A 19,446-nucleotide genomic window follows, 5' to 3' on the forward strand; every position below is an offset into this window, starting at 1 on the left:
GATTAAAATCTTCGTACATATTTTAAACCTTCTTTCTAATAAAATTTATGTTGTATAAAACAAAACATAAAATATAGGTATGTAATTGGGCATATGTATGTATCCGCTAATCCCCATCTTATATAAGCCCATATTTAAAATAATTAAATTTTATTTTAAATCTAATTATATTTTTATTCATATATATTAAAAGTCATACGTTGTAAATAAAAAGAAATTGACTTTTTAACAAAAGAATAATTTCCTTAAATGATATAGAAAAAGCACTGCTGAAATCTTCAGCAATGCTTTCCCATTAAACGTGCTATGATAATGAAAGTCTATTTTTTCTACTCATGAGTTCTGTATACTCATATACATTTATTTTAGCTTTAAGATACGTTCTATTTCTTCCACACTCAACTTACTTGCTTTTGCAATAGTTTCAAGTGGTACACCAATTTCATGCATTCCTCGAATCATCTGCATCTTACCTTGCTCAATGCCTTTTTCCATGCCCTCTTGTTCTGCATGAGCTAACTTAGCTTGTTCATCTAGAAGTAATTTCTCTCGAGCTTCATATGCTGTTCGGAAAGAAGAATCATGGCTCATATTTTCCCATTTATTTATTGCCTTTTGTAAAATTGGATCTTGATTCATCGCAATCTCCTCCAATGTTTGAGTTAAATGTTCATCTTCATGTGCTGGTAATAATAACATCCAACGAACAAATGTATTTTCCCATGGGTTTACTTTTTCTTCACGCCATTGTTTTACTAATTTCGGTATCTCTACAAAATGGATTTCAATGTCGTCACTTAAGAGTTGCTGTAATTTTGTATTCCATAATTGTCCGATGGTATGAAATTCATCATCCTGAGAAAATAAAATAAAGTCTAGTAAGTTAATGGTAATTGTTTTCCGAAGTGAACGATATGGCATTCCTTCTTGCATTTGGGAAGTATAAAGTTTACTCCAGTAATATAAGGAGCGCTTCACCATATCATGTGTATTTCGAAGCTGGATTTCGATATTTACTTGCGCCCCATTATCCAGTGTTGCTAATAGGTCTAAAATCGATAACTTATCATCTTCATAAGATTTATGGAGATGTGGATCATCTAATTGTAGCGAAGTAATAGGTGCATCTAAAGATTCTTCTAAAATTGCATTTAGGAAACCCGTTAAAATTTCCTCATTTCCTTTTGTTCCAAATAGCTGTTTAAAAGCAAAATCAATGCGTAAATTTACTAATTTAGTGGACATGGATTTCCTCTCCCTGTCTATATCATCTCTTATTACTATTGTACATAAAAAAAGGTAGAACATGCAAACAGGCTCTTACGTTACCTCACATAAGAGCCTGCCTACATTTACAAAAAATTAGTGGTTCTTAGCAAAAACAATTGCAAGTAACATCGTTTTTGCCCAGAACCTTTATTTTCATTTATTCTTTTTCCGGCCAAATTTTCGCATTTGGTTCTAATAACCACTTATGTTCTTCCTCCATGATACGATCATCCCATGGGTTATTCTCAAGGTGTCGAATCATCCAGCAAAAATACATTGCATATCCAGGCGCCGTTGCTTGTGGATGGTCTAACCCACCAGGAATTGTAATAAAGCTATTATGTACAACGCGATAAGCATCCTCACCAACCATTGCACATCCAAATCCCTGGGGTTTGTTAAAGCGATAATAATATACCTCTGGCTGATCATGGTGGTGTGGTGGATAACTGGACCATCGCCCTGGATAAGAAATAACCTCTCCTACTACCATATTAGAATACGCTGCATTGTTATAGTCAAAAATTGTACGAATAACACGCTGCGCTGTTCCCTCCCATACTCCATCTCCGGCTACAACACTTTGACACTCATTTGGAGTATATAACTTGGACGCAAATTCTTGATTATTATCGGTTTTTTGAACGAGCACTTCACTATCTAAAAGAGCAGTAATTGTAACCTTCACATTTTTAGCCACATGTAAGCACCAAGGGTTTTCTTCAAATACAGATTGTCTTTGAAGAACTTGTTCCATCCCTTCCCATTCTAAACGTATTGCCCCTTCTAGTAAAAGAACTGCCGTTTCATTCTTATTATCAAATAGCAACTCTTCTTTTCCATTAGACATCTTATATATGCCTATATCCATTAACATATCACTGCATTGGCCGTTCATTTCTGTTAATACATTATACCCCTCATTTAATTCACCTAATTTTCCTAACATGGATTTCTCCTCCTTTTATTTAATGGTTAATCTATCGTTTTCTACTTTTGTCAGCTAACTAAATTCCGCATTTCTTCTAATTATTAATGAAGAAAGCTTTTCTGATTATGCTCTGTTTTCACTTCCGAATATTTACATATGACTTTTAACATTTTCGTATGCAGCCTCAATTACATCTTGATGATGCGTAAAGTAGTCTGAATAAGGAGTATTTAGGGCCGCAGTGTTTACCACGGTAATTACATTCTGAAATGTGGCTGTTGCTACATTAATTTTTCGAACACCATGTTGGATACATTGTTTGAAATTATCTGGGCTAATTCCAGAGCCACCATGTAATACGAGCGGGATATGAACTACCTCATTAATTTCCTGTAGACGGTCTAATCGTAAATCAGGATCTCCATTGTACATACCATGCGCATTTCCAATCGCAACAGCTAACACATCTACATCTGTTTCTTCTGCAAATCGTTTTGCTTCTGTAGTGCTTGTCAGCAACATTTCAATATCTTCTGACCCATCCTCACTACCACCTACTCTGCCAATCTCAGCTTCTACTGTCGCTCCATACTGTTTCGCAAGCGCTACAATTTCTTTTGTCCTTTGGATATTCTCCTCTAATGGGAAGTGAGAGCCATCAAACATAACCGAACTAAAACCAATTTCTAACGTCTCTTTAATTGTTTCAAATGTTATACCGTGATCAAAGTGAACTGCTACTGGGATAGTCGCTTTTTTCGCCGCAGCTACCATCAAAGGACCGATCAGATGAATCGGCGAATGATTCAAACGAACTTCCGCAATTTGTAGAATAAGCGGTGAACTTAACTCTTCTGCTGCTTTGATAGCTCCCATTACCATTTCCATATTAGCAACACTGAAAGCTCCGACCCCATAATTCTCTTGATTTGCCTTAATTAAAATATCCTTCATTTGCACTAATGGCATTACACATTCACCTGTTTCAATATTATTTATAAATAAAAAACAAACGTCTCGTCTTTTTACTCCATTTGTAAGAGGACATGTCGATTGCCGAATCATTAAATTAGATATAGTCTCAAAATGCTGAGACTAAAGACCTGCTTTTTCTTGTATAAATTTTCGGGCTTTTAATGCGTATTCAAAAGGATTCGCTAAAGCTGGGTCTTGCTCTGCTTCTACCACAAACCACCCTTTATAATCAGAGTTTGCAAGAATATTAAACACTTCATCAAATACAATTACGCCATCCCCGGGAACTGTAAATGCACCATTCTTCACTGCCTGTAAGAAGCTTAATTCGTTTTCCTTTACAGCATCTACTACTTCCTCACGAATATCTTTTAAATGTACATGTTTAATACGAGGTAAATATTTTTTCAAAATATAAAGCGGCTCTTCTCCTGAAAAGACAAGATGACCTGTATCAAAAAGCAGAGATACCAGATTTGGATCTGTTATATCCATTAACTTTTCAATTTCTGCCGTTGTTTGAATACCCGTGCCCATATGATGATGGTATACAATATGTAGCCCCTTTTCCTGAGCTAATTTACCGAGGTGATGTAACCCAACTACAAGCTTATCCCACTCTTCGTCTGTAAAAACGGGCTTATTTTGAAATAGTGGTACATCCATTAAACCTTGAATACTATGCCCTTGCTCTGAAACAACGATGACCTTTGCACCCATGTCATGCAAAAAATCCCTATGCTTAATAAATTCTTGTACCGTCTCTTCAAGCGGCTTCGTTGTCAAGAATGTACTAAACCATGCACTAGCAATCTCCAAGTTTCGTAATTCCAAAGATTTTTTTAATACAACAGTATTTCTCGGATATTTATTCCCCACTTCACTTCCATTAAATCCAGCTAGTGCCATCTCACTAATACATTGTTCAAATGTATTTTCTGCCCCTAGCTCCGGCATATCATCATTTGTCCAAGCAATTGGTGCAATTCCAAGCTTAATTGTATTTTCTTTGAACATCCCCTTGTCTCTCCTCTTTACAAAATGTGATAGAATTTCGCCAAATTCTCTTAACTGGTCATTAAATAGAGAGCTTCCTAATCAATATGCATGTAGATAAAAAGCTCTCTTTGTTTCCTAATCTAATAAGACCTTGCCTGTTGCAAGTTACTTACTTTACTCTCGTACGCAGCTTGGACACTTTGACTTTTAGATACTTCTGCAACACCTACATGCCACCATGACTCGTATCCATTTGTCATTGTTTTTGGTAATACTTTAATATCAATTAATGTAGAAACTGTTTGTTTTTTCGCATCTATAAGCGCTTCTTGTAATTGTTCTAGTGATGTAACATGATATGTTTTCACACCATATCCAGCTGCGCTAGCTGCAAAATCAATTTTCATAATTGCCCCGTCTAATTTACGAGTTTGCTGGTTTCGGTAGCGAAACTCTGTTCCAAAGCTCCCCATTCCATTGCCCATTTGTAAGTTATTAATACAACCAAATCCGGAGTTATCAAACAATAAGACGTTAATTTTATTGTTTTCTTGAAGACTTGTGACAAGCTCAGAATGAAGCATTTGGTAACTGCCATCCCCTACCATTGCATATACTTCCTTCAATGGTTCAGCTAGCTTTGCACCAAGTGCACCTGCAACTTCATAGCCCATGCAAGAGTATCCATACTCCATGTGATATGTATTAGGTTTTCTTGCTGCCCACATTCTTTGTAAATCACCTGGAAGACTTCCTGCCGCTCCAACGATAATTGCATCTTCATCGAGTAATGTATTAATTTGTCCAATGACCGCGGTCTGTGTTAATTGTGTACCAAGTGCGTCTACATACTCATTTAAATTTTCATCGAAATGACCTTCGACTTCTGGTGTGAAATCTTGACCTGTAAAGCGAATATTATGTAGACGTGATAATTCTGTTTCCCAAGCCTCTTTTGCATCAGCAATTTCTACTGTATAACTAGATTGATAATCAATTTCTTGCAGTTCATTTATTAGAGCAAGAAGTGCCTCTTTCGCGTCCGCTATAACCTTTAATGCATCCAGCTTATTCGCATGGAATTCTGAAATGTTGATGTTTAAAAACTCAACTTCTTCATTTTGAAATAATTGTTTCGATGCCGTTGTAAAATCAGTAAATCTCGTCCCGATGCCAATAACAAGATCCGCTTCCTTTGCAATTGTATTAGCTGCTACATTTCCCGTTACCCCAATGCCGCCTAGATTATATCGATGACTACTTTCAATTGCACTTTTTCCAGCTTGTGTTTCTCCAAATGGAATGTGGAATGTTTCAGCAAACTGTTTGAGTTCTTCTGCCGCTTCTGCGTATCTTACACCACCACCGCAAATCATAACTGGCTTTTTCTTTCTCTTAATCATTTCCACTGCATCCGCTAAGCTGGCTTTTGTAGGTAGACGACGTTCAATACGGTGAACACGCTTTTGGAAGAAGTAACTTGGAAAATCCCATGCTTCTCCTTGGACATCTTGTGGTAAACAAATTGTTACAGCTCCTGTATCTGCCGGATTCGTTAAAACACGCATCGCTTGAATCATAGCGGTCATCAATTGTTCAGGACGATTTATCCGGTCCCAGTACTTACTTACTGCACGAAAAGCATCATTTGTAGAAATAGATAAGTCATGTGTTTGTTCAATTTGTTGAAGAACAGGATCAGGTTGTCTCGTTGCAAATACATCTCCTGGAAGTAATAAAACGGGAATATTATTTGCAGAAGCTGTTGCTGCAGAGGTAATCATATTTGCTGATCCAGGACCAACTGAAGAAGTACATGCCATAATTTGTTTTCTATGTTTTTGTTTTGCAAAAGCCATTGCAGCATTTGCCATTCCTTGCTCATTTCTCCCTTGATATACTTCTAATTCCCCTGCGTCTTCTTCTAAAGCTTGACCTAGGCCTACTACATTTCCATGACCAAAAATCGTAAAGACTCCCTTAACAAACTTTTGTTGCGTTCCATCAAACTCTACATATTGCTGATTTAAAAACTTTACCAATGCTTGCGCCATCGTCATTCTAACCGTTTGCATATGATTTGCTCCTTTCTATCTCTAACAATCATTCTGCATATGAAAAAGGAGTATTAGAAATTTGAAAGACTCCTAATACTTCCTTCTTATGTTTTACTACTTTCCTTACTTTTGCTTACAAGCAACTAGACAGATTCTACTTTTCACTTAAAGATTACTTTTCCCAACGAGATGTAAGCATTTTCTTTCTTGTATAAAACTCAACGCCGTCCGTACCGTTCGCATGAAGATCACCATAGAAAGAGTCTTTCCAGCCAGAGAACGGGAAGAATGCCATTGGTGCCGGAACCCCAACATTCACACCTAACATACCTGATTCAATTGTTTCACGGAATTGACGTACACTTGCCCCACTATCTGTATAAATGCAAGCTCCATTTGCAAAACGAGACTCATTGGCAATTTCAATCGCTTCATCCAATGATTTCACACGAACTATAGATAAAACAGGAGCAAAAATCTCATCTTGCCAGATTTTCATTTCTTTTGTAACATGGTCAAAAATTGTTGGCCCAACGAAGTAACCAGCTCCTTTTACAGCTGTATCTTCACGTCCATCACGAACTAACGTAGCGCCCTGTTCTACACCTGAATCGATGTAACCAATTGTGCGCTCTTTATGGTTATCACGAATAACTGGTCCTAAAAATACATCTTCATCAAGACCATTGCCAATTACAATTTTATTCGCTTCTGCTACTAGTCTTTCAACTAATTGATCTGCAATTTCTTCTTCTACTGTTACAACAGAAGCAGCCATACAACGCTCACCAGCTGAACCGAATGCAGCGCTAATAATTTGCTTTGTTGCTAGTTCAAGATTCGCATCATTTAATACAATGGAATGGTTCTTCGCACCTGCTAATGCTTGCACGCGTTTTAAGTTTTCTGTTCCTTTTTTGTATACATATTCTGCGACAGGTTGAGAACCTACAAACGAAATTGCCTTCACTAATTTATGTTCCAATAGACCGTTTACTACATCGTGAGCGCCATTTACAATGTTTAATACACCTTTTGGTAAGCCCGCTTCTTCAGCTAATACTGCTAATCTTGCTGCTAGAAGTGGTGTACGCTCTGAAGGTTTTAATACAAATGTATTGCCACAAGCAATTGCAAGTGGGAACATCCAGCATGGAACCATCATTGGGAAGTTAAAAGGTGTAATGCCACCTATAACACCAATTGGATAACGATACATACCAGACTCAATACCTGTTGCAATATCCGGTAGCTGTTTTCCCATCATTAATGTAGGAGCACCCGCTGCAAACTCCACACACTCAATACCACGAAGAACTTCACCATAAGCCTCGTTATAGCTTTTTCCGTTTTCAATCGTAATCAGTTTCGCTAACTCTTCCCAGTTATCTACTAGTAATTGTTGATATTTAAATAGAATACGAGCGCGCTTTGGTACTGCAGTTTTAGACCAAGACTTGAACGCTTCATTTGCTGCTAATACAGCTTGTTCAACATCCACTTTTGTTGAAAGTGGTACTTGAGCGATTACTTCTCCTGTTGCAGGATTATATACAGCTTCCATCTTAGTTGAAATGGATTCTACCCATTCGCCGCCAATGTAGTTTTTTACAATTTGTGCTGTTTGTACTGTCATATTCATTCTCTCCCTTTTATGTAATGTAGAAGCGTCCAATAGGATACGCCCTTACTTGATTATTGATTTATGAAGTTTTTATACCAATTCTTCAGCCGTTTCCATGAATGCAGAAATCTCTGCTCTTGTTGGCATTGCATCAGAACAGCTATGTTTAGAAATAACGATTGAAGCAGAAGCACCACCTAATCGCATTGCTTGAGGAATCTCAAGCCCTTGCATTAGGCCATAAATAAACGCAGAAGCATACGAGTCGCCAGCGCCAAACGTCTTTAACACCTTTGTTTTAAAGATACCGCCTCGGTGAGATTGACCGTCCCTCGTATAAGCGATTGAACCATCCCCGCCGTGCTTAATTACGACGATTTTGGCATGATGAGAAAACCATCTTTCAGCCGTAACTTGGTCATTAGATTGTTCGTAGTTTAATAGTTTTTCCATCATATCGAATTCTTCACGCGTTCCAATAATGACATCAGATTTTTCAGCCGCTAGGTTGTAATACACAGCCGTTTCAGCTTCTGACTGCCATGTATAAGGGCGGTAATCTACATCAAAAAATACAACTACATCATACTTACGCGCATATTCTAGTGCTAAAAATACCGCCTCGCGAGAAGGACTTTTCGCTAAAGCTGTTCCTGAAATTAAGAGTGCTTTTGATTGTTTAATATAGTCCTCAGATACTTCTGTTGGATCAAGATTTAAATCTGCGACATTGTCGCGGTACATTAAAATACTGCAATCTTCTGGGCTTTTAATTTCTGTAAATGCTAGACCTGTCACTGCACCTGTACGGTCGATACATATCTGATTTGTATTAATCTTATTGTCCTGTAGATACCCTGTAATAAAGCGGCCCATTTGATCGTCGGACACTTTACCGATAAATCCTGTCTGTAAGCCGAGACGCGCCGCACCAATCGCTATGTTGGCAGGAGAACCTCCCACATACTTAGTAAACGTTCTTGTTTCTTCCATAGGACGTTGTGTTTCATTGGCATTTAAATCAACGCATAAACGTCCAACTGCAATTAGGTCTAATGGACAATCTTCTTTAAAAATAAGTGGATTCATTATTACTACCTCCCATGCTTTATGAATGATAAGGTTCATATTTTTATAAACCTATTATTCATTACTCTTTATCTATCTAGAAGTAAACGCTCTCTTTATTGATTTAATGCAGGCTGCTTATGTTCAATTTGAACAGGTTTTCCTGTTAGCAAAGATTCCTTTGCAGCTTTCGCAATTCGCTCCGCTTGTAACCCATCATTACCACTACAAATAACAGCTTGTCCTTCTATAATTGACTTTGTAAATTGTGTTACTTCCTCAATGTAAGCTTGCGTGTAGCGCTCTAAGAAGAAATAAAGCGGCTTATCTTTTACAACACCTTCTGTTTTTGACACTTGTACTGTTGTCGGGCAGCAATTATCCGCAGCAACCGCGCCCTTTTCACCAAACACTTCAACACGCTGGTCATATCCATAAACAGCTTGGCGGCTATTATCAATTACTCCTAAAGCTCCATTTGCAAATTTTAATGTGACAATTGCTGTATCCACATCATTTACTTCCTGAATGGATGGATCAATTAATGTTGTTCCATATGCAAATACTTCAACGACTTCACTATTCATCACATAGCGAGCCATATCAAAATCATGAATCATCATATCCATAAACAATCCGCCTGAAGAGCGAACGTATTCTATACTTGGCGGTTGTGGATCGCGTGACGTAATTTTTAAGATATGCGGCTGCCCCACTTCACCTTGTTGAATCAGATCATAAACTTTCCTGAAGTTCGGATCAAAACGACGATTAAATCCTACTTGAAGAGATACTCCCTGTTCTTTTACCACTTCTAATGCTTCTAATGTTTCTTCTACTGAGAAACTAACAGGCTTTTCGCAGAATATATGTTTTTTCGCAAGTGCTGCTTCTTTAATAATTTGCGCATGTGTATTTGTTGGTGAACAAATAAAGACAGCATCAATTTCTGGATCAGTTAATAAATCCTGATAGTTTGTAGTTAGAGTGGAAATCCCTTTATCTTGAGCCCACTTTTCTAGATGACTAATCACTACATCTGAAACTGCTTTAATTTTTACTTGTGGCATCAGTTGCAAGTTATCAACATGCAGTTTCCCTATTCGTCCAGCACCAATAATCCCAATCTTTAAAACGTTCATATGATTTCTCCCTCTATATTAAAATTTAAGAAACAAAATGAAAGTCTATAAGGTTTAGCGCATTAAACTAGTTAAGCGCTTTCCCTATTTTTCTTCATTATACACACTTGATTTTAAATTGAAAACATTTTTATTTTTTTGAATACTTATCTTTTCATCCGAATTTTAAATTCCCTCAATATACGTATTACATAAAAATAAAATTAATGATTAGATATAAATACTCTAAAAAGCTACAAATATATTCTTTTAAAATACTGATATAACAAAGAAAATCAAGCCCTTTAAATAGTGCCCCCCATCTATAAGGTATTTCTTTCTTTTCATACTCACGATTATTTGAATCTCCAATAAGTAAATAGAAAGCTTCTATAAAAGAAAGTTGTAAATTGTCAAAAAATTTAAAATTTAATTGACGACCTCATAATGTAAGCGTATACTTTTTTTATCAAAAAGAATTAAGCGCTTAACCAAAAAACTTATCGGTGGTGGGAGAATGAACGCTATTAGTTCAAACAAAACATTTATGGACAAGATTGGCATCCCTTCTAATTTAACTTGGGGATACATAGGAATTATCGTTTTTATGATTGGGGACGGGTTAGAACAGGGATGGTTATCCCCTTATCTCGTTGAAAAAGGATTAACGCTAGAACACGCTGCTTTCTTGTTTACTATTTACGGAATTACTGTATCTGCTTCTTCTTGGTTTTCGGGGGTATTTGTACAAATGTGGGGACCAAGAAAAGTCATGACGTTTGGTTTAGTATCATTCATTTTAGGTTCAATCGGGTTCATAGGTATAGGAATTCAACATATGAATTATCCAGTAATTTTAATTTGCTATGCCCTACGAGGGTTTGGTTATCCTTTATTTGCTTATTCTTTCCTAGTTTGGGTATCTTACAGTACGCCTCAGCAAATGCTTTCAAGAGCAGTTGGCTGGTTCTGGTTCGTCTTCCAGCTAGGGCTTAGTGTTATAGGAGCCTTTTATTCTAGCTATATGGTTCCTAAAATCGGAGAAATCGCTACTTTATGGAGTGCTTTAATTTTTGTTGTCGTCGGGGGATTGTTCTCAATAGTTGTGAATAAGGATAAATTTAAAGCACAAACCGTAAGCGCTAACAAATCAAGTGAATTACTAAAAGGCATTACCATCGCATTTGAAAATCCTAAAGTTGGTATAGGCGGTATTGTAAAAATTATAAACTCGGCCGCTCAGTTTGGATTTGTTGTTTTCCTACCTACCTATATGATGAAATATAATTTTACGATGACTGAATGGCTTCAAATTTGGGGTACTCTATTCTTTGTAAATATGGTGTTTAATATTATTTTTGGTATTGTTGGAGACAAGTTTGGTTGGGTAAATACAATTAAATGGTTCGGAGGAGTCGGTTGCGGTATTGTAACTCTTGCACTCTATTATGTACCACAAATGGTAGGACATAATTATTGGGCAATATTATTTGTTGCCTGTTGCTATGGAGCAACACTTACTGGTTATGTACCTCTTACAGCATTAGTCCCATCTTTATCTCCTGAAAATAAAGGAGCTGCAATGTCTGTCTTAAATTTAGGTTCAGGATTATCAGCATTCGTTGGGCCATTAGTAGTAACTGCCTTCATCGGTCCATTAGGTGTTGGCGGCGTGATGTGGATCTTTGCTGGTTTGTATTTCTTTGGTGCATTTTTAACTCATTTCCTTACTATTCCAAAGGAAAATGAAATGAAGCAGGATTTAAATACGAAAAGCGGTGAGCAATTCTCTGTATAACTCCTAAATATAAAAGAAGGTCATCATAGCTGTATATGGTTAAGATGACCTTCTTTTTGTTACATTCAAATAGGCTATTAAAAAAGATATCATGTAATATCCTTTACTGAAGATCGCTCTACTAACTGAGGAATAATTGTAATTTTTTGCTTAGCATGCTCCTTCATTTCCATTGTTTTTAACAGTTGTTCAAACGTACAGGCTGCCATTTGTTTAATTGGCTGTTCAATTGTTGTTAACCCTGGATCTGCAATCTCAGCATAGATTGTATTATCAAATCCGATAATTGATAAATCCTCTGGAATTGAAAGCCCTTGTTTTCTTGCTTCATTCATAAGGCATATAGCAATCAAATCTGTACAAGCAAAAACAGCTGTAGGCCTGTTAGGCAAATGAAGTAATTCCTTACTTGCACGTTTACTATCTTCCACTGTCGAATAGCAACTAATAATAGCATCATCATCTAACGAAATCCCTGAATCCATAAGAGCTTGTTTGAAACCGGTCAATCTCCCTAAGCTACTTTTTCTATCCTTCTCCATCATAATCGTTAAAGATGTATGGCCTTTCTGCGTTAGATAACTTCCAGCTAGATAGCCTCCCCTCATATCATCAGTTGTCACAACATGAGTCGTGATGGAAGGATGATCTACAGTGAATAATACAAGTGGCAAATCTCGATTCACAATTTTTTTAACAAGTTTATAATCATTTAGCTCCGTCGCAATAATAATGCCATCTACTTGCTTTTTAAATAATAAATCAATGTATTCATGCTCACGTTTTGTTTGATGGTCTGTACTACATAAAATGAGTGTATACCCTGATTCTCGTGCACTATTTTCAAAAGCTCTTGCTACTTCTGCAAAAAATGGGTTTGAGATATCTGGGACAAGTACCCCAATTGTATATGTTTTTTTACCTGTTAACGCTGCTGCTACACTACTAGGCTGGTAATCTAATTCATCCATTACCTGATTTACTTTGTTTATTGTTTTTTCACTAATACGACCAGTTTGATTAATTACCTTGGATACAGTTGCTATTGATACACCTGCTTTTTCCGCAACATCATAAATTGTTGGTTTCACTTTGATTGTCCCTTCTTAATCATCTTTTTCTATATTTTATCATAAATATATTTTGCTTCTTGGTACACAAATGGAATTCTTTTAAAATTTGTAAGTATTTCTATCTTATAGCGTAACGCTTCATACTTACGAGCTAATCAACCTTGATAAAGCACCGGTAGAAAAGTATTTGACTAATTTGATTATTAGAGATTTAATATCCACATGCAAGACACTACAATATTACTCATGAAATTATGTAATACAATTGACTACATCTTAAGTCGCTAAAAAGAATTATCTCCTTTATTTTTTATCGTCACCCTTCCATAGTACCTCCATATGTTGTATAGAGATATCTCCTTCTACATTTCATTGATGCCTCTTTCAAGTCCTAATACACACCTTAAAAAGAGCACTTTTAAAAAGTGCTCTTTTTACTTTGCATGTCACTCATCCTACAATGAAGTAAGATCTTAACTTATGAATAATTTATTGAACCCCTGCTAATAATATAAATAAATTGGTAATAGCCAATCTGTATCCTTAATGAATCTCTAATTTTCTTGAATTCTCCCTGAGGCAAGGCGGCTATTTTTTATAGCTGCCTTTCTTGTATGAATTTTGAACTACCCCCACTTTCACTTTGTTTAGAAGTGAGGGATTCCTAAGTAAAGAGATCTATCGAACTCTAATTGATTAGGCTAACCCCGCAGTCCTTGCGGTTAGAAGCCTTATCGCTTCATTCTTTATATTGATACTTGCGTTAATATCCCTATCATGGTGTATACGACAAGAAGGACAGTCCCATTCACGTAGGTTTAAATTTTTAACGTCTTTATTTTGATATCCACAACAAGAACATAATTGGCTGGAAGCAAATGTTTTCGATACGACAATGACTTGTTTGCCATACCATTTTGCTTTATATTCCAACATAGTTCGAAATTGTGACCATGATACCTCACTAATTGCTTTTGCTAACTTATGATTCTTTAACATATTCGATACTTGCAAATCCTCTATACCGATAACATCGTGGTTTTTGATGATTTCGGTTGCGATTTTGTCCAAGTAATCTTTTCTAGCATTTGATATGTATTCATGAATTCTAGCTACCTTGACTCGTTGTTTATTCCAACGAGAAGATCCTTTCATTCTTCTAGAAAGAACACGCTGTGCTTTCGCCAACTTATCTTCTAATGATCGGAAAAACTTCGGATTTTTATAGGGTGTTCCATCTGACAAAATAGCGAAATCTTTTAGTCCTACATCTATTCCAATGTAAGAATGTGTTTTCGGAAGTTCTTGTACTTCTGTTTCAACTAATAGTGACACAAAATATCTGCCAGAAGGGTTTCGTCTAACAGTGGCACTTACAATACGTCCCTCTACTTCACGACTTTTGGCACATCGAACAAGGCCTAGTTTCGGCAACTTTATTTTGTTCCCTACAACGGCAATATTTTCATTTGTTTGTTTTGTGGTATAAGATTGTACGTTGTTCTTCTTAGATTTAAAGCGCGGGGCGCTGTTTTGTTTTTTGAAAAAGCGCGTATAAGCATCCGCAAGGTTGCGAACAGACGACTGAATCGCAATACTATCCACTTCTTTGAGCCAAACAAAATCTTTCTTCATGGCAGGGAGTTTGGCAGAGCATGTACCATAGGTCAAGCCTTGTCCTGTCTCTTTGTATGCGTGATCCCATAAGGATAGGAAATGATTGAATACAAAGCGGGAACAACCAATCGTTTTGTTGATTAGAATTGCTTATGCTTGATTTGGATAGATACGAAACTTATAGGCTTTATTAATCATCATTTCATTCACCTCCATTTCGGTATATAACTATTATAAACCAAACGTACATTCGATAGATAGTAAAGTAACACTTTCTATATGTCGAACAATTAAGATGGCTTCCTGCCATCCCTTGTTCGAAGCCAATTCAGCTCCCACCTACTCCTGGGCTGTTGCCCTTCACACACTCCTTGAGGAAGGAATCTTCTTGGCTAAAATGATAAATATATGCACATACTATTAACGGAAGGCTTGAATCATTGTCATTGAAAATGTTCAGCACTTCCGCTCCTTAAGAGAACAGTCTACGCAACTGTTCTCTTTCCTATTTCCTTTTTTCACGCATATAATCTGACAAGCATTATTAACTCTAACTCCCCTACAATCAATCGCATTGCAACATTTTCAATATTCCCTCAACAAATTCTCAATATTTTTCATGGACAACAGCACACTTTCTCAACGGTTTTAATATCTTAATATTAGATACTCAAAGGAGGTGTTGAAAAATGACTTGGTTCATTATTTTAGGATTTATGCTTATTTTAATAATAAGCGGTTTTCATGCACATAGTATTCATATCGTTTTCAAAATAGGTTCAGATACAAAAGCTGTGCCAAGTTGGTCTTTCGTTAATAAAATAAACTTCCAAACATTAAAAGAATTAATAAAAGGACTAAATAAGGATAAGCTTAAAATCCTTACAATAGGAGAACTTGTTATTCCTTTAAGTTTCTTTAATAGATTATTTAGCAAAACATTAATTTTTCTATTCCTATTCTTTTACTCTCAATACTTAAACTAACGTAATTTAAGATCAGTTAAAGAATAACAATCACTAAGCTTAGCAAGCCAACATTATTCAATCACCTATGCTGAACTGGCCCCAAAGAGTTAAACAAAAATTAAGCGACCATCTGAATGTGAGTCCGGTATTGTACTGGACTCATTCCTTTTAACTGTACTTTGATTCTTTTGCGATTGTAATGACCTAGATAATTATCTAATACTATCTTAATATGTTTCATACTTTCAAATTTCATAAGATAAATTACTTTTGCTTTGTCTTGTTCTGGAATTCCTTCTCTTTTTCAACTAAAACCTTTAACTTTTTTAAATAATCTATTTCCATACGTAAACATTCATTTTGACCTTTTAATGCCTCTATAGCCCCTTCAATAGCTGCATTATCTAACTTTGATCTTGTATTTGTAATTCCCATAGCTGGATCCCCTTTCTTCTTTTATATAGGAAATCCATGTCTTATAAATCATATATTCCCCTTCATCTACGGACTGTTTCAATGAATTCCTTAAGAAAAACGATTCTTTTATTTCCTTTGTTTTTAATCTATTTCTAAACATTTCAGATATACTCTTTGAAAAATCCCACTATATTCATTCCATATTTTTCTCTCCTAAATGAACCGTCATACATATTATCCACAACATATTTATAGGTTTTTATATTATTTTTAACAAAATCTGCTTACATTTAAATAGACATACAACTTTAATCTGTCAACTCCACCTATATTGATAAATATAAAAAATTGGATTTATTCGACAATTCAATGACTTATAACAGGAAAATATATACATTAAATGAAACCTGATATATCTTTAGTTTGTAAGTTGTAGTTAGTTGGCCAACTTTCCATACAATTTAATAATTTAAAATATGGGGGATCTAAAATGAATCAAGTATTAAGAAAAAGTAAGAAAAAAATGATGTATCTAGTTGGTTCACTTCTAATTTCTCTATCAATGTTTTCAACTACTAGTTTTGCAGCTACAGAAGGTGCTGTAAAAAGTGTTACAAATAGTACCTATACCGGAATTGCAGCTGATATAAATCTACCAAAATCAGTTGTTGTTAAAGATGGGTATGTGAATTGGTATTTAGGCATTGGAGCATCTAAAGTTGAGGGTGGTATTTCCAAAACACCAAGTGGATATAAAGTATTTCTAAATTCAGGATATAATGAATCAGGTCAAAACAGTAAGTATTGGAACACACAGTATGATGCATCAATTAAAGATGGTGATCGAGTAAACCTTAAAATAGTTAATAACGGAAATGGTACGGTTACTATGTATGTAAATGGAAACCCTAGATATGCAAATCAGCCTGTATATGGCTCATTTTCTCAATATGAACCAGTAAAAATGGTTCAGGGGGTTGAAGATACTGGACGTAACTCCTTTAGCCAAGCTAGCTTTTCAAATGTACTTCTAAGAACAGATACATCCGGGGCTACCTACAAAAGTTGGAACAGTTTAATTTCTTCCTCATTTTCAAGACACGGTACTTATGGTAACAATTTCACAGTTTATTCTCAAGTACCATTAAGCGCAAGTTTACGCTAAAGGTTTTATTTGAATAATAATGTTTTTGTGAAAAAGTAGTTGCACTTGCAGCTACTTTTTTCTATAAAGTACATTGTAATAAATATCCGTGCCAATATAAATAACATCTTTCAACTTTTTCAAAAAACAAGCTTTTTATTTAAATGTTATGTGCAAAAAAACGTAGAAATATTTAATTCCTACGTTTTTATAGGTTAATCAATTAATTCATTTACTATTACAATTCAAAGTCATACTTCGTTTGATAAGCCACTAAGTAAAAATAATACTCCGAAAAAATAACCCCAACTGGCTTTACGCATATATCTCTTGAAAAAACAAGAAACCACCCATTTGGATGGCCTCTAAATTTACTAGTTTTAATATTTTTCTGCTACTAAAATATAATCAAAGTTATTATCTTCATTCCCTCTTACCGATGAACTTACTTCAATATAATAGTCTTCCCATTCTTCTGCTTCAAAAACAATTTTTTCCATATCATTAGAAAGGTTCAAAGATTTTTTTATTATTTTACCTTTCGAATTTCGTACAAATAGATCAAAATCATTATCATCATGCATTCCTTGCAAAGTAACTTCAACTTTCATAGTATCACTTGGGGAAAATCTAAAGATATCTATACCGTCTTTATCGTTTAAATTTAAATTGCCATAAACCACACAATCATACCCCAAATCTAGTCTATTGGCTGTTTCAAGAGTATTATTTGGCTCCGTATCTCTAAATTCTTTCTGTTTTCTAGCAGCGTCCACAAAATTTGTACTACTAAACACAAGTGTTACGGTTCCTAATAATATAATCCCTAATTGTTTTAAATTCATTTTCCTCATCCCCTCTTTATTTTTTGAGTTTATTATGAAATTACATACCTATATTTTACTATTTTGTAAATGTTTTTACTATCGAGAAAATCTATTTATCCTTCTTTATTTATTTTACAATCATTTTATAGACGTTTTCTAAGAGTCGAAGTTTTCGAGTCGGTATGTTAAAATTTGTTTCCCCAGCTTTTAGAGCTCAAAAAAATAGGTGGATTCAGCGGATTAATTTTTAATAAAAAATAGAAATAGACAGTCGTGATGGCCTATCTCGTCTTTTTAGATGTATTAAGTGGCTTTTATTTAGCTCTTAATCCTTCAATTTTCTTACCCTTCTCCTTAATATCCTCTCGAAAAGATAATATAACCGTGTATAATTTTTTCACGGTTATAATTTTCCACTGTTTAATTAGGAATTTTATATGTTGACCATTTATGCCTAGCATTTTTCTTTCCCCATTTCGCACGACAGTTCCTTTTTGCTCTACGGTAACAATTTCACACATACACATCTTACTTTCCATTTGAATGATAAATTATTAAATCAAGATTTATTATTATGCAAAATTACATTTCAATTGTAGTTGATAATCATTCTTATTGTAACTATAATGATTACATGTTAGGTGATATACGAAAGCTATTTACGAATTAAACCTAACTGCGCATTTAACTACAACCGGAATGGAGATGTTATAAGGTATGAAAAAAATCATTTTAGCTGGTGCATTAGGAATTGCAGCTCTTGCAGGCACAAATCTACCAGGATTAGAAGTAACAAAAGCAAGTGCAGCTTCTATCGAGTCAAATTTATCAACAATTGAAGGGCGTGTAGTTGAGGTTACTGATAATGTTATCTCTGTTGAGTCAACAAAGTATTCAGAACCTATTAGTATCTATTTAAACTCTACACCAAATGTAAAAGTTGGTGATCAAGTAAAAGCTACTGGTGCAATGATGCGTAATTTTACGGACTATATGGTTGCAGAGTCAATTGAAAAGGTTCAAGGTACTGATACATTACACCAGGGAAGTTATTTAAAACATGTTTTTGCATATGAATATGAAATAGGACATGTTACAAAAGTAGATAAGTTTAAATCTGGAATAGAAGAATATAATTATGTAATTGTTCAATATACTGGAAATGACGGAAGTAAACGTAATGTTACAGTTTATTTGACACACGGGCAGAAATTTAATGTAGGTGAAAAGGTTAAAGTTCATATGGCGAACGCTGAAAGAAGTAATGAGTGGTCGATAACAGATGAGATTGAAAAAGTTAATGATTCTCAAGCATTAACTGATGATCGATGGATTTGGTCTTAATATAAAATTGTATTTTTTCTCTTATTGAAAAGAATTATTTGTCTTGGTTAATTTCTTCTGTTAGTAATATGAAGAATTGAAATATTATCCAACCAACTAAATGTATAAACCTTTTAATCGAAAAGAACTTGTAGATAAAACTACAAGTTCTTTTTACTTTTCCAAATAACAAGCGAAAGTAAACAAATATTCAAAACTTCATATTTATAAGCCA

Annotated in this window: 17 protein-coding genes; 4 read left to right on the top strand and 13 right to left on the bottom strand. The window is 35.1% G+C overall.

Features of this window, described 5'->3' with window-relative positions; translation table 11 throughout:
- Positions 1-360: 360 nt before the first annotated feature.
- The 8 genes from DN403_RS00300 to iolG form a co-directional block, all read right to left on the bottom strand.
- Positions 361-1,245 (bottom strand): Rpn family recombination-promoting nuclease/putative transposase, encoded by an 885-nt coding sequence (locus DN403_RS00300; RefSeq protein WP_098300667.1) that lies wholly within the window; start codon positions 1,243-1,245, stop codon positions 361-363.
- 181 nt (positions 1,246-1,426) lie between these two features.
- Positions 1,427-2,218 carry a 5-deoxy-glucuronate isomerase gene (locus DN403_RS00305; RefSeq protein WP_098300668.1) on the bottom strand — a complete coding sequence of 264 codons (792 nt, stop codon included), beginning with the start codon at positions 2,216-2,218 and terminating at the stop codon, positions 1,427-1,429.
- Between the two features lie 132 nt (positions 2,219-2,350).
- Complete coding sequence (locus DN403_RS00310) at positions 2,351-3,169, bottom strand: class II fructose-bisphosphate aldolase (RefSeq protein ID WP_149185244.1); 819 nt, start codon at positions 3,167-3,169, stop codon at positions 2,351-2,353.
- 126 nt (positions 3,170-3,295) lie between these two features.
- Positions 3,296-4,192, bottom strand: coding sequence for a myo-inosose-2 dehydratase (gene iolE / locus DN403_RS00315; RefSeq protein WP_149185245.1), 897 nt, complete (start codon positions 4,190-4,192; stop codon positions 3,296-3,298).
- Between the two features lie 122 nt (positions 4,193-4,314).
- The gene (gene iolD / locus DN403_RS00320) at positions 4,315-6,249 is read right to left on the bottom strand and encodes a 3D-(3,5/4)-trihydroxycyclohexane-1,2-dione acylhydrolase (decyclizing) (RefSeq protein ID WP_149185246.1); all 1,935 of its coding nucleotides are present in this window, start codon (positions 6,247-6,249) and stop codon (positions 4,315-4,317) included.
- A gap of 154 nt (positions 6,250-6,403) precedes the next feature.
- The gene (locus tag DN403_RS00325) at positions 6,404-7,867 is read right to left on the bottom strand and encodes a CoA-acylating methylmalonate-semialdehyde dehydrogenase (RefSeq protein ID WP_149185247.1); all 1,464 of its coding nucleotides are present in this window, start codon (positions 7,865-7,867) and stop codon (positions 6,404-6,406) included.
- A gap of 78 nt (positions 7,868-7,945) precedes the next feature.
- A complete protein-coding gene (iolC, locus tag DN403_RS00330; RefSeq protein WP_149185248.1) occupies positions 7,946-8,944 on the bottom strand; it encodes a 5-dehydro-2-deoxygluconokinase in 999 nt (332 codons plus the stop codon).
- A gap of 95 nt (positions 8,945-9,039) precedes the next feature.
- Positions 9,040-10,065: an inositol 2-dehydrogenase gene (gene iolG, locus DN403_RS00335; protein WP_149185249.1), complete on the bottom strand. Its 1,026-nt coding sequence runs from the start codon at positions 10,063-10,065 to the stop codon at positions 9,040-9,042.
- A gap of 496 nt (positions 10,066-10,561) precedes the next feature.
- On the opposite strand from iolG, the gene DN403_RS00340 reads away from it, so the two are divergent.
- On the top strand, positions 10,562-11,842 hold the full coding sequence (locus tag DN403_RS00340; RefSeq protein ID WP_149185250.1) for an MFS transporter: 1,281 nt from the start codon (positions 10,562-10,564) through the stop codon (positions 11,840-11,842).
- A gap of 89 nt (positions 11,843-11,931) precedes the next feature.
- Here the strand turns inward: DN403_RS00340 and DN403_RS00345 are convergent, their stop codons facing one another.
- Positions 11,932-12,933 carry a LacI family DNA-binding transcriptional regulator gene (locus DN403_RS00345; protein WP_048565530.1) on the bottom strand — a complete coding sequence of 334 codons (1,002 nt, stop codon included), beginning with the start codon at positions 12,931-12,933 and terminating at the stop codon, positions 11,932-11,934.
- 678 nt (positions 12,934-13,611) lie between these two features.
- Complete coding sequence (gene tnpB, locus DN403_RS00350; protein WP_255451744.1) at positions 13,612-14,679, bottom strand: IS200/IS605 family element RNA-guided endonuclease TnpB; 1,068 nt, start codon at positions 14,677-14,679, stop codon at positions 13,612-13,614.
- Between the two features lie 542 nt (positions 14,680-15,221).
- On the opposite strand from tnpB, the gene DN403_RS00360 reads away from it, so the two are divergent.
- On the top strand, positions 15,222-15,518 hold the full coding sequence (locus tag DN403_RS00360) for a hypothetical protein (RefSeq protein WP_050844914.1): 297 nt from the start codon (positions 15,222-15,224) through the stop codon (positions 15,516-15,518).
- A 100-nt stretch (positions 15,519-15,618) separates the two neighbouring features.
- On the opposite strand, the gene DN403_RS32260 is transcribed toward DN403_RS00360, so the two are convergent.
- Positions 15,619-15,756 carry an IS3 family transposase gene (locus DN403_RS32260; protein ID WP_097888878.1) on the bottom strand — a complete coding sequence of 46 codons (138 nt, stop codon included), beginning with the start codon at positions 15,754-15,756 and terminating at the stop codon, positions 15,619-15,621.
- A gap of 8 nt (positions 15,757-15,764) precedes the next feature.
- The gene (locus tag DN403_RS30990) at positions 15,765-15,935 is read right to left on the bottom strand and encodes a hypothetical protein (RefSeq protein ID WP_176519910.1); all 171 of its coding nucleotides are present in this window, start codon (positions 15,933-15,935) and stop codon (positions 15,765-15,767) included.
- A gap of 472 nt (positions 15,936-16,407) precedes the next feature.
- Here DN403_RS30990 and DN403_RS00370 point away from each other — a divergent pair, with 472 nt between their 5' ends.
- Positions 16,408-17,082, top strand: a complete 675-nt coding sequence (locus DN403_RS00370) for a hypothetical protein (protein WP_001077593.1) — start codon at positions 16,408-16,410, stop codon at positions 17,080-17,082.
- A 359-nt stretch (positions 17,083-17,441) separates the two neighbouring features.
- Here the strand turns inward: DN403_RS00370 and DN403_RS00375 are convergent, their stop codons facing one another.
- Positions 17,442-17,906, bottom strand: a complete 465-nt coding sequence (locus tag DN403_RS00375) for a hypothetical protein (protein ID WP_001050004.1) — start codon at positions 17,904-17,906, stop codon at positions 17,442-17,444.
- Positions 17,907-18,605: 699 nt separating this feature from the next.
- Here DN403_RS00375 and DN403_RS00385 point away from each other — a divergent pair.
- Positions 18,606-19,232, top strand: coding sequence for an ATP F0F1 synthase subunit alpha (locus DN403_RS00385; protein ID WP_063538471.1), 627 nt, complete (start codon positions 18,606-18,608; stop codon positions 19,230-19,232).
- Positions 19,233-19,446 lie beyond the last annotated feature (214 nt).

This window comes from Bacillus sp. AY2-1 (genome assembly GCF_008368965.1).
Lineage (GTDB): Bacteria > Bacillota > Bacilli > Bacillales > Bacillaceae_G > Bacillus_A > Bacillus_A thuringiensis_S.

Bases quoted from the DNA above. Each gene is read 5' to 3' on its own strand.
- DN403_RS00300 (WP_098300667.1), bottom strand. From the start codon at position 1,245: ATGTCCACTAAATTAGTAAATTTACGCATTGATTTTGCTTTTAAACAG.
- DN403_RS00305 (WP_098300668.1), bottom strand. From the start codon at position 2,218: ATGTTAGGAAAATTAGGTGAATTAAATGAGGGGTATAATGTATTAACA.
- DN403_RS00310 (WP_149185244.1), bottom strand. From the start codon at position 3,169: ATGCCATTAGTGCAAATGAAGGATATTTTAATTAAGGCAAATCAAGAG.
- iolE (WP_149185245.1), bottom strand. From the start codon at position 4,192: ATGTTCAAAGAAAATACAATTAAGCTTGGAATTGCACCAATTGCTTGG.
- iolD (WP_149185246.1), bottom strand. From the start codon at position 6,249: ATGCAAACGGTTAGAATGACGATGGCGCAAGCATTGGTAAAGTTTTTA.
- DN403_RS00325 (WP_149185247.1), bottom strand. From the start codon at position 7,867: ATGACAGTACAAACAGCACAAATTGTAAAAAACTACATTGGCGGCGAA.
- iolC (WP_149185248.1), bottom strand. From the start codon at position 8,944: ATGAATCCACTTATTTTTAAAGAAGATTGTCCATTAGACCTAATTGCA.
- iolG (WP_149185249.1), bottom strand. From the start codon at position 10,065: ATGAACGTTTTAAAGATTGGGATTATTGGTGCTGGACGAATAGGGAAA.
- DN403_RS00340 (WP_149185250.1), top strand. From the start codon at position 10,562: ATGAACGCTATTAGTTCAAACAAAACATTTATGGACAAGATTGGCATC.
- DN403_RS00360 (WP_050844914.1), top strand. From the start codon at position 15,222: ATGACTTGGTTCATTATTTTAGGATTTATGCTTATTTTAATAATAAGC.
- DN403_RS32260 (WP_097888878.1), bottom strand. From the start codon at position 15,756: ATGAAATTTGAAAGTATGAAACATATTAAGATAGTATTAGATAATTAT.
- DN403_RS30990 (WP_176519910.1), bottom strand. From the start codon at position 15,935: ATGGGAATTACAAATACAAGATCAAAGTTAGATAATGCAGCTATTGAA.
- DN403_RS00370 (WP_001077593.1), top strand. From the start codon at position 16,408: ATGAATCAAGTATTAAGAAAAAGTAAGAAAAAAATGATGTATCTAGTT.
- DN403_RS00375 (WP_001050004.1), bottom strand. From the start codon at position 17,906: ATGAATTTAAAACAATTAGGGATTATATTATTAGGAACCGTAACACTT.
- DN403_RS00385 (WP_063538471.1), top strand. From the start codon at position 18,606: ATGAAAAAAATCATTTTAGCTGGTGCATTAGGAATTGCAGCTCTTGCA.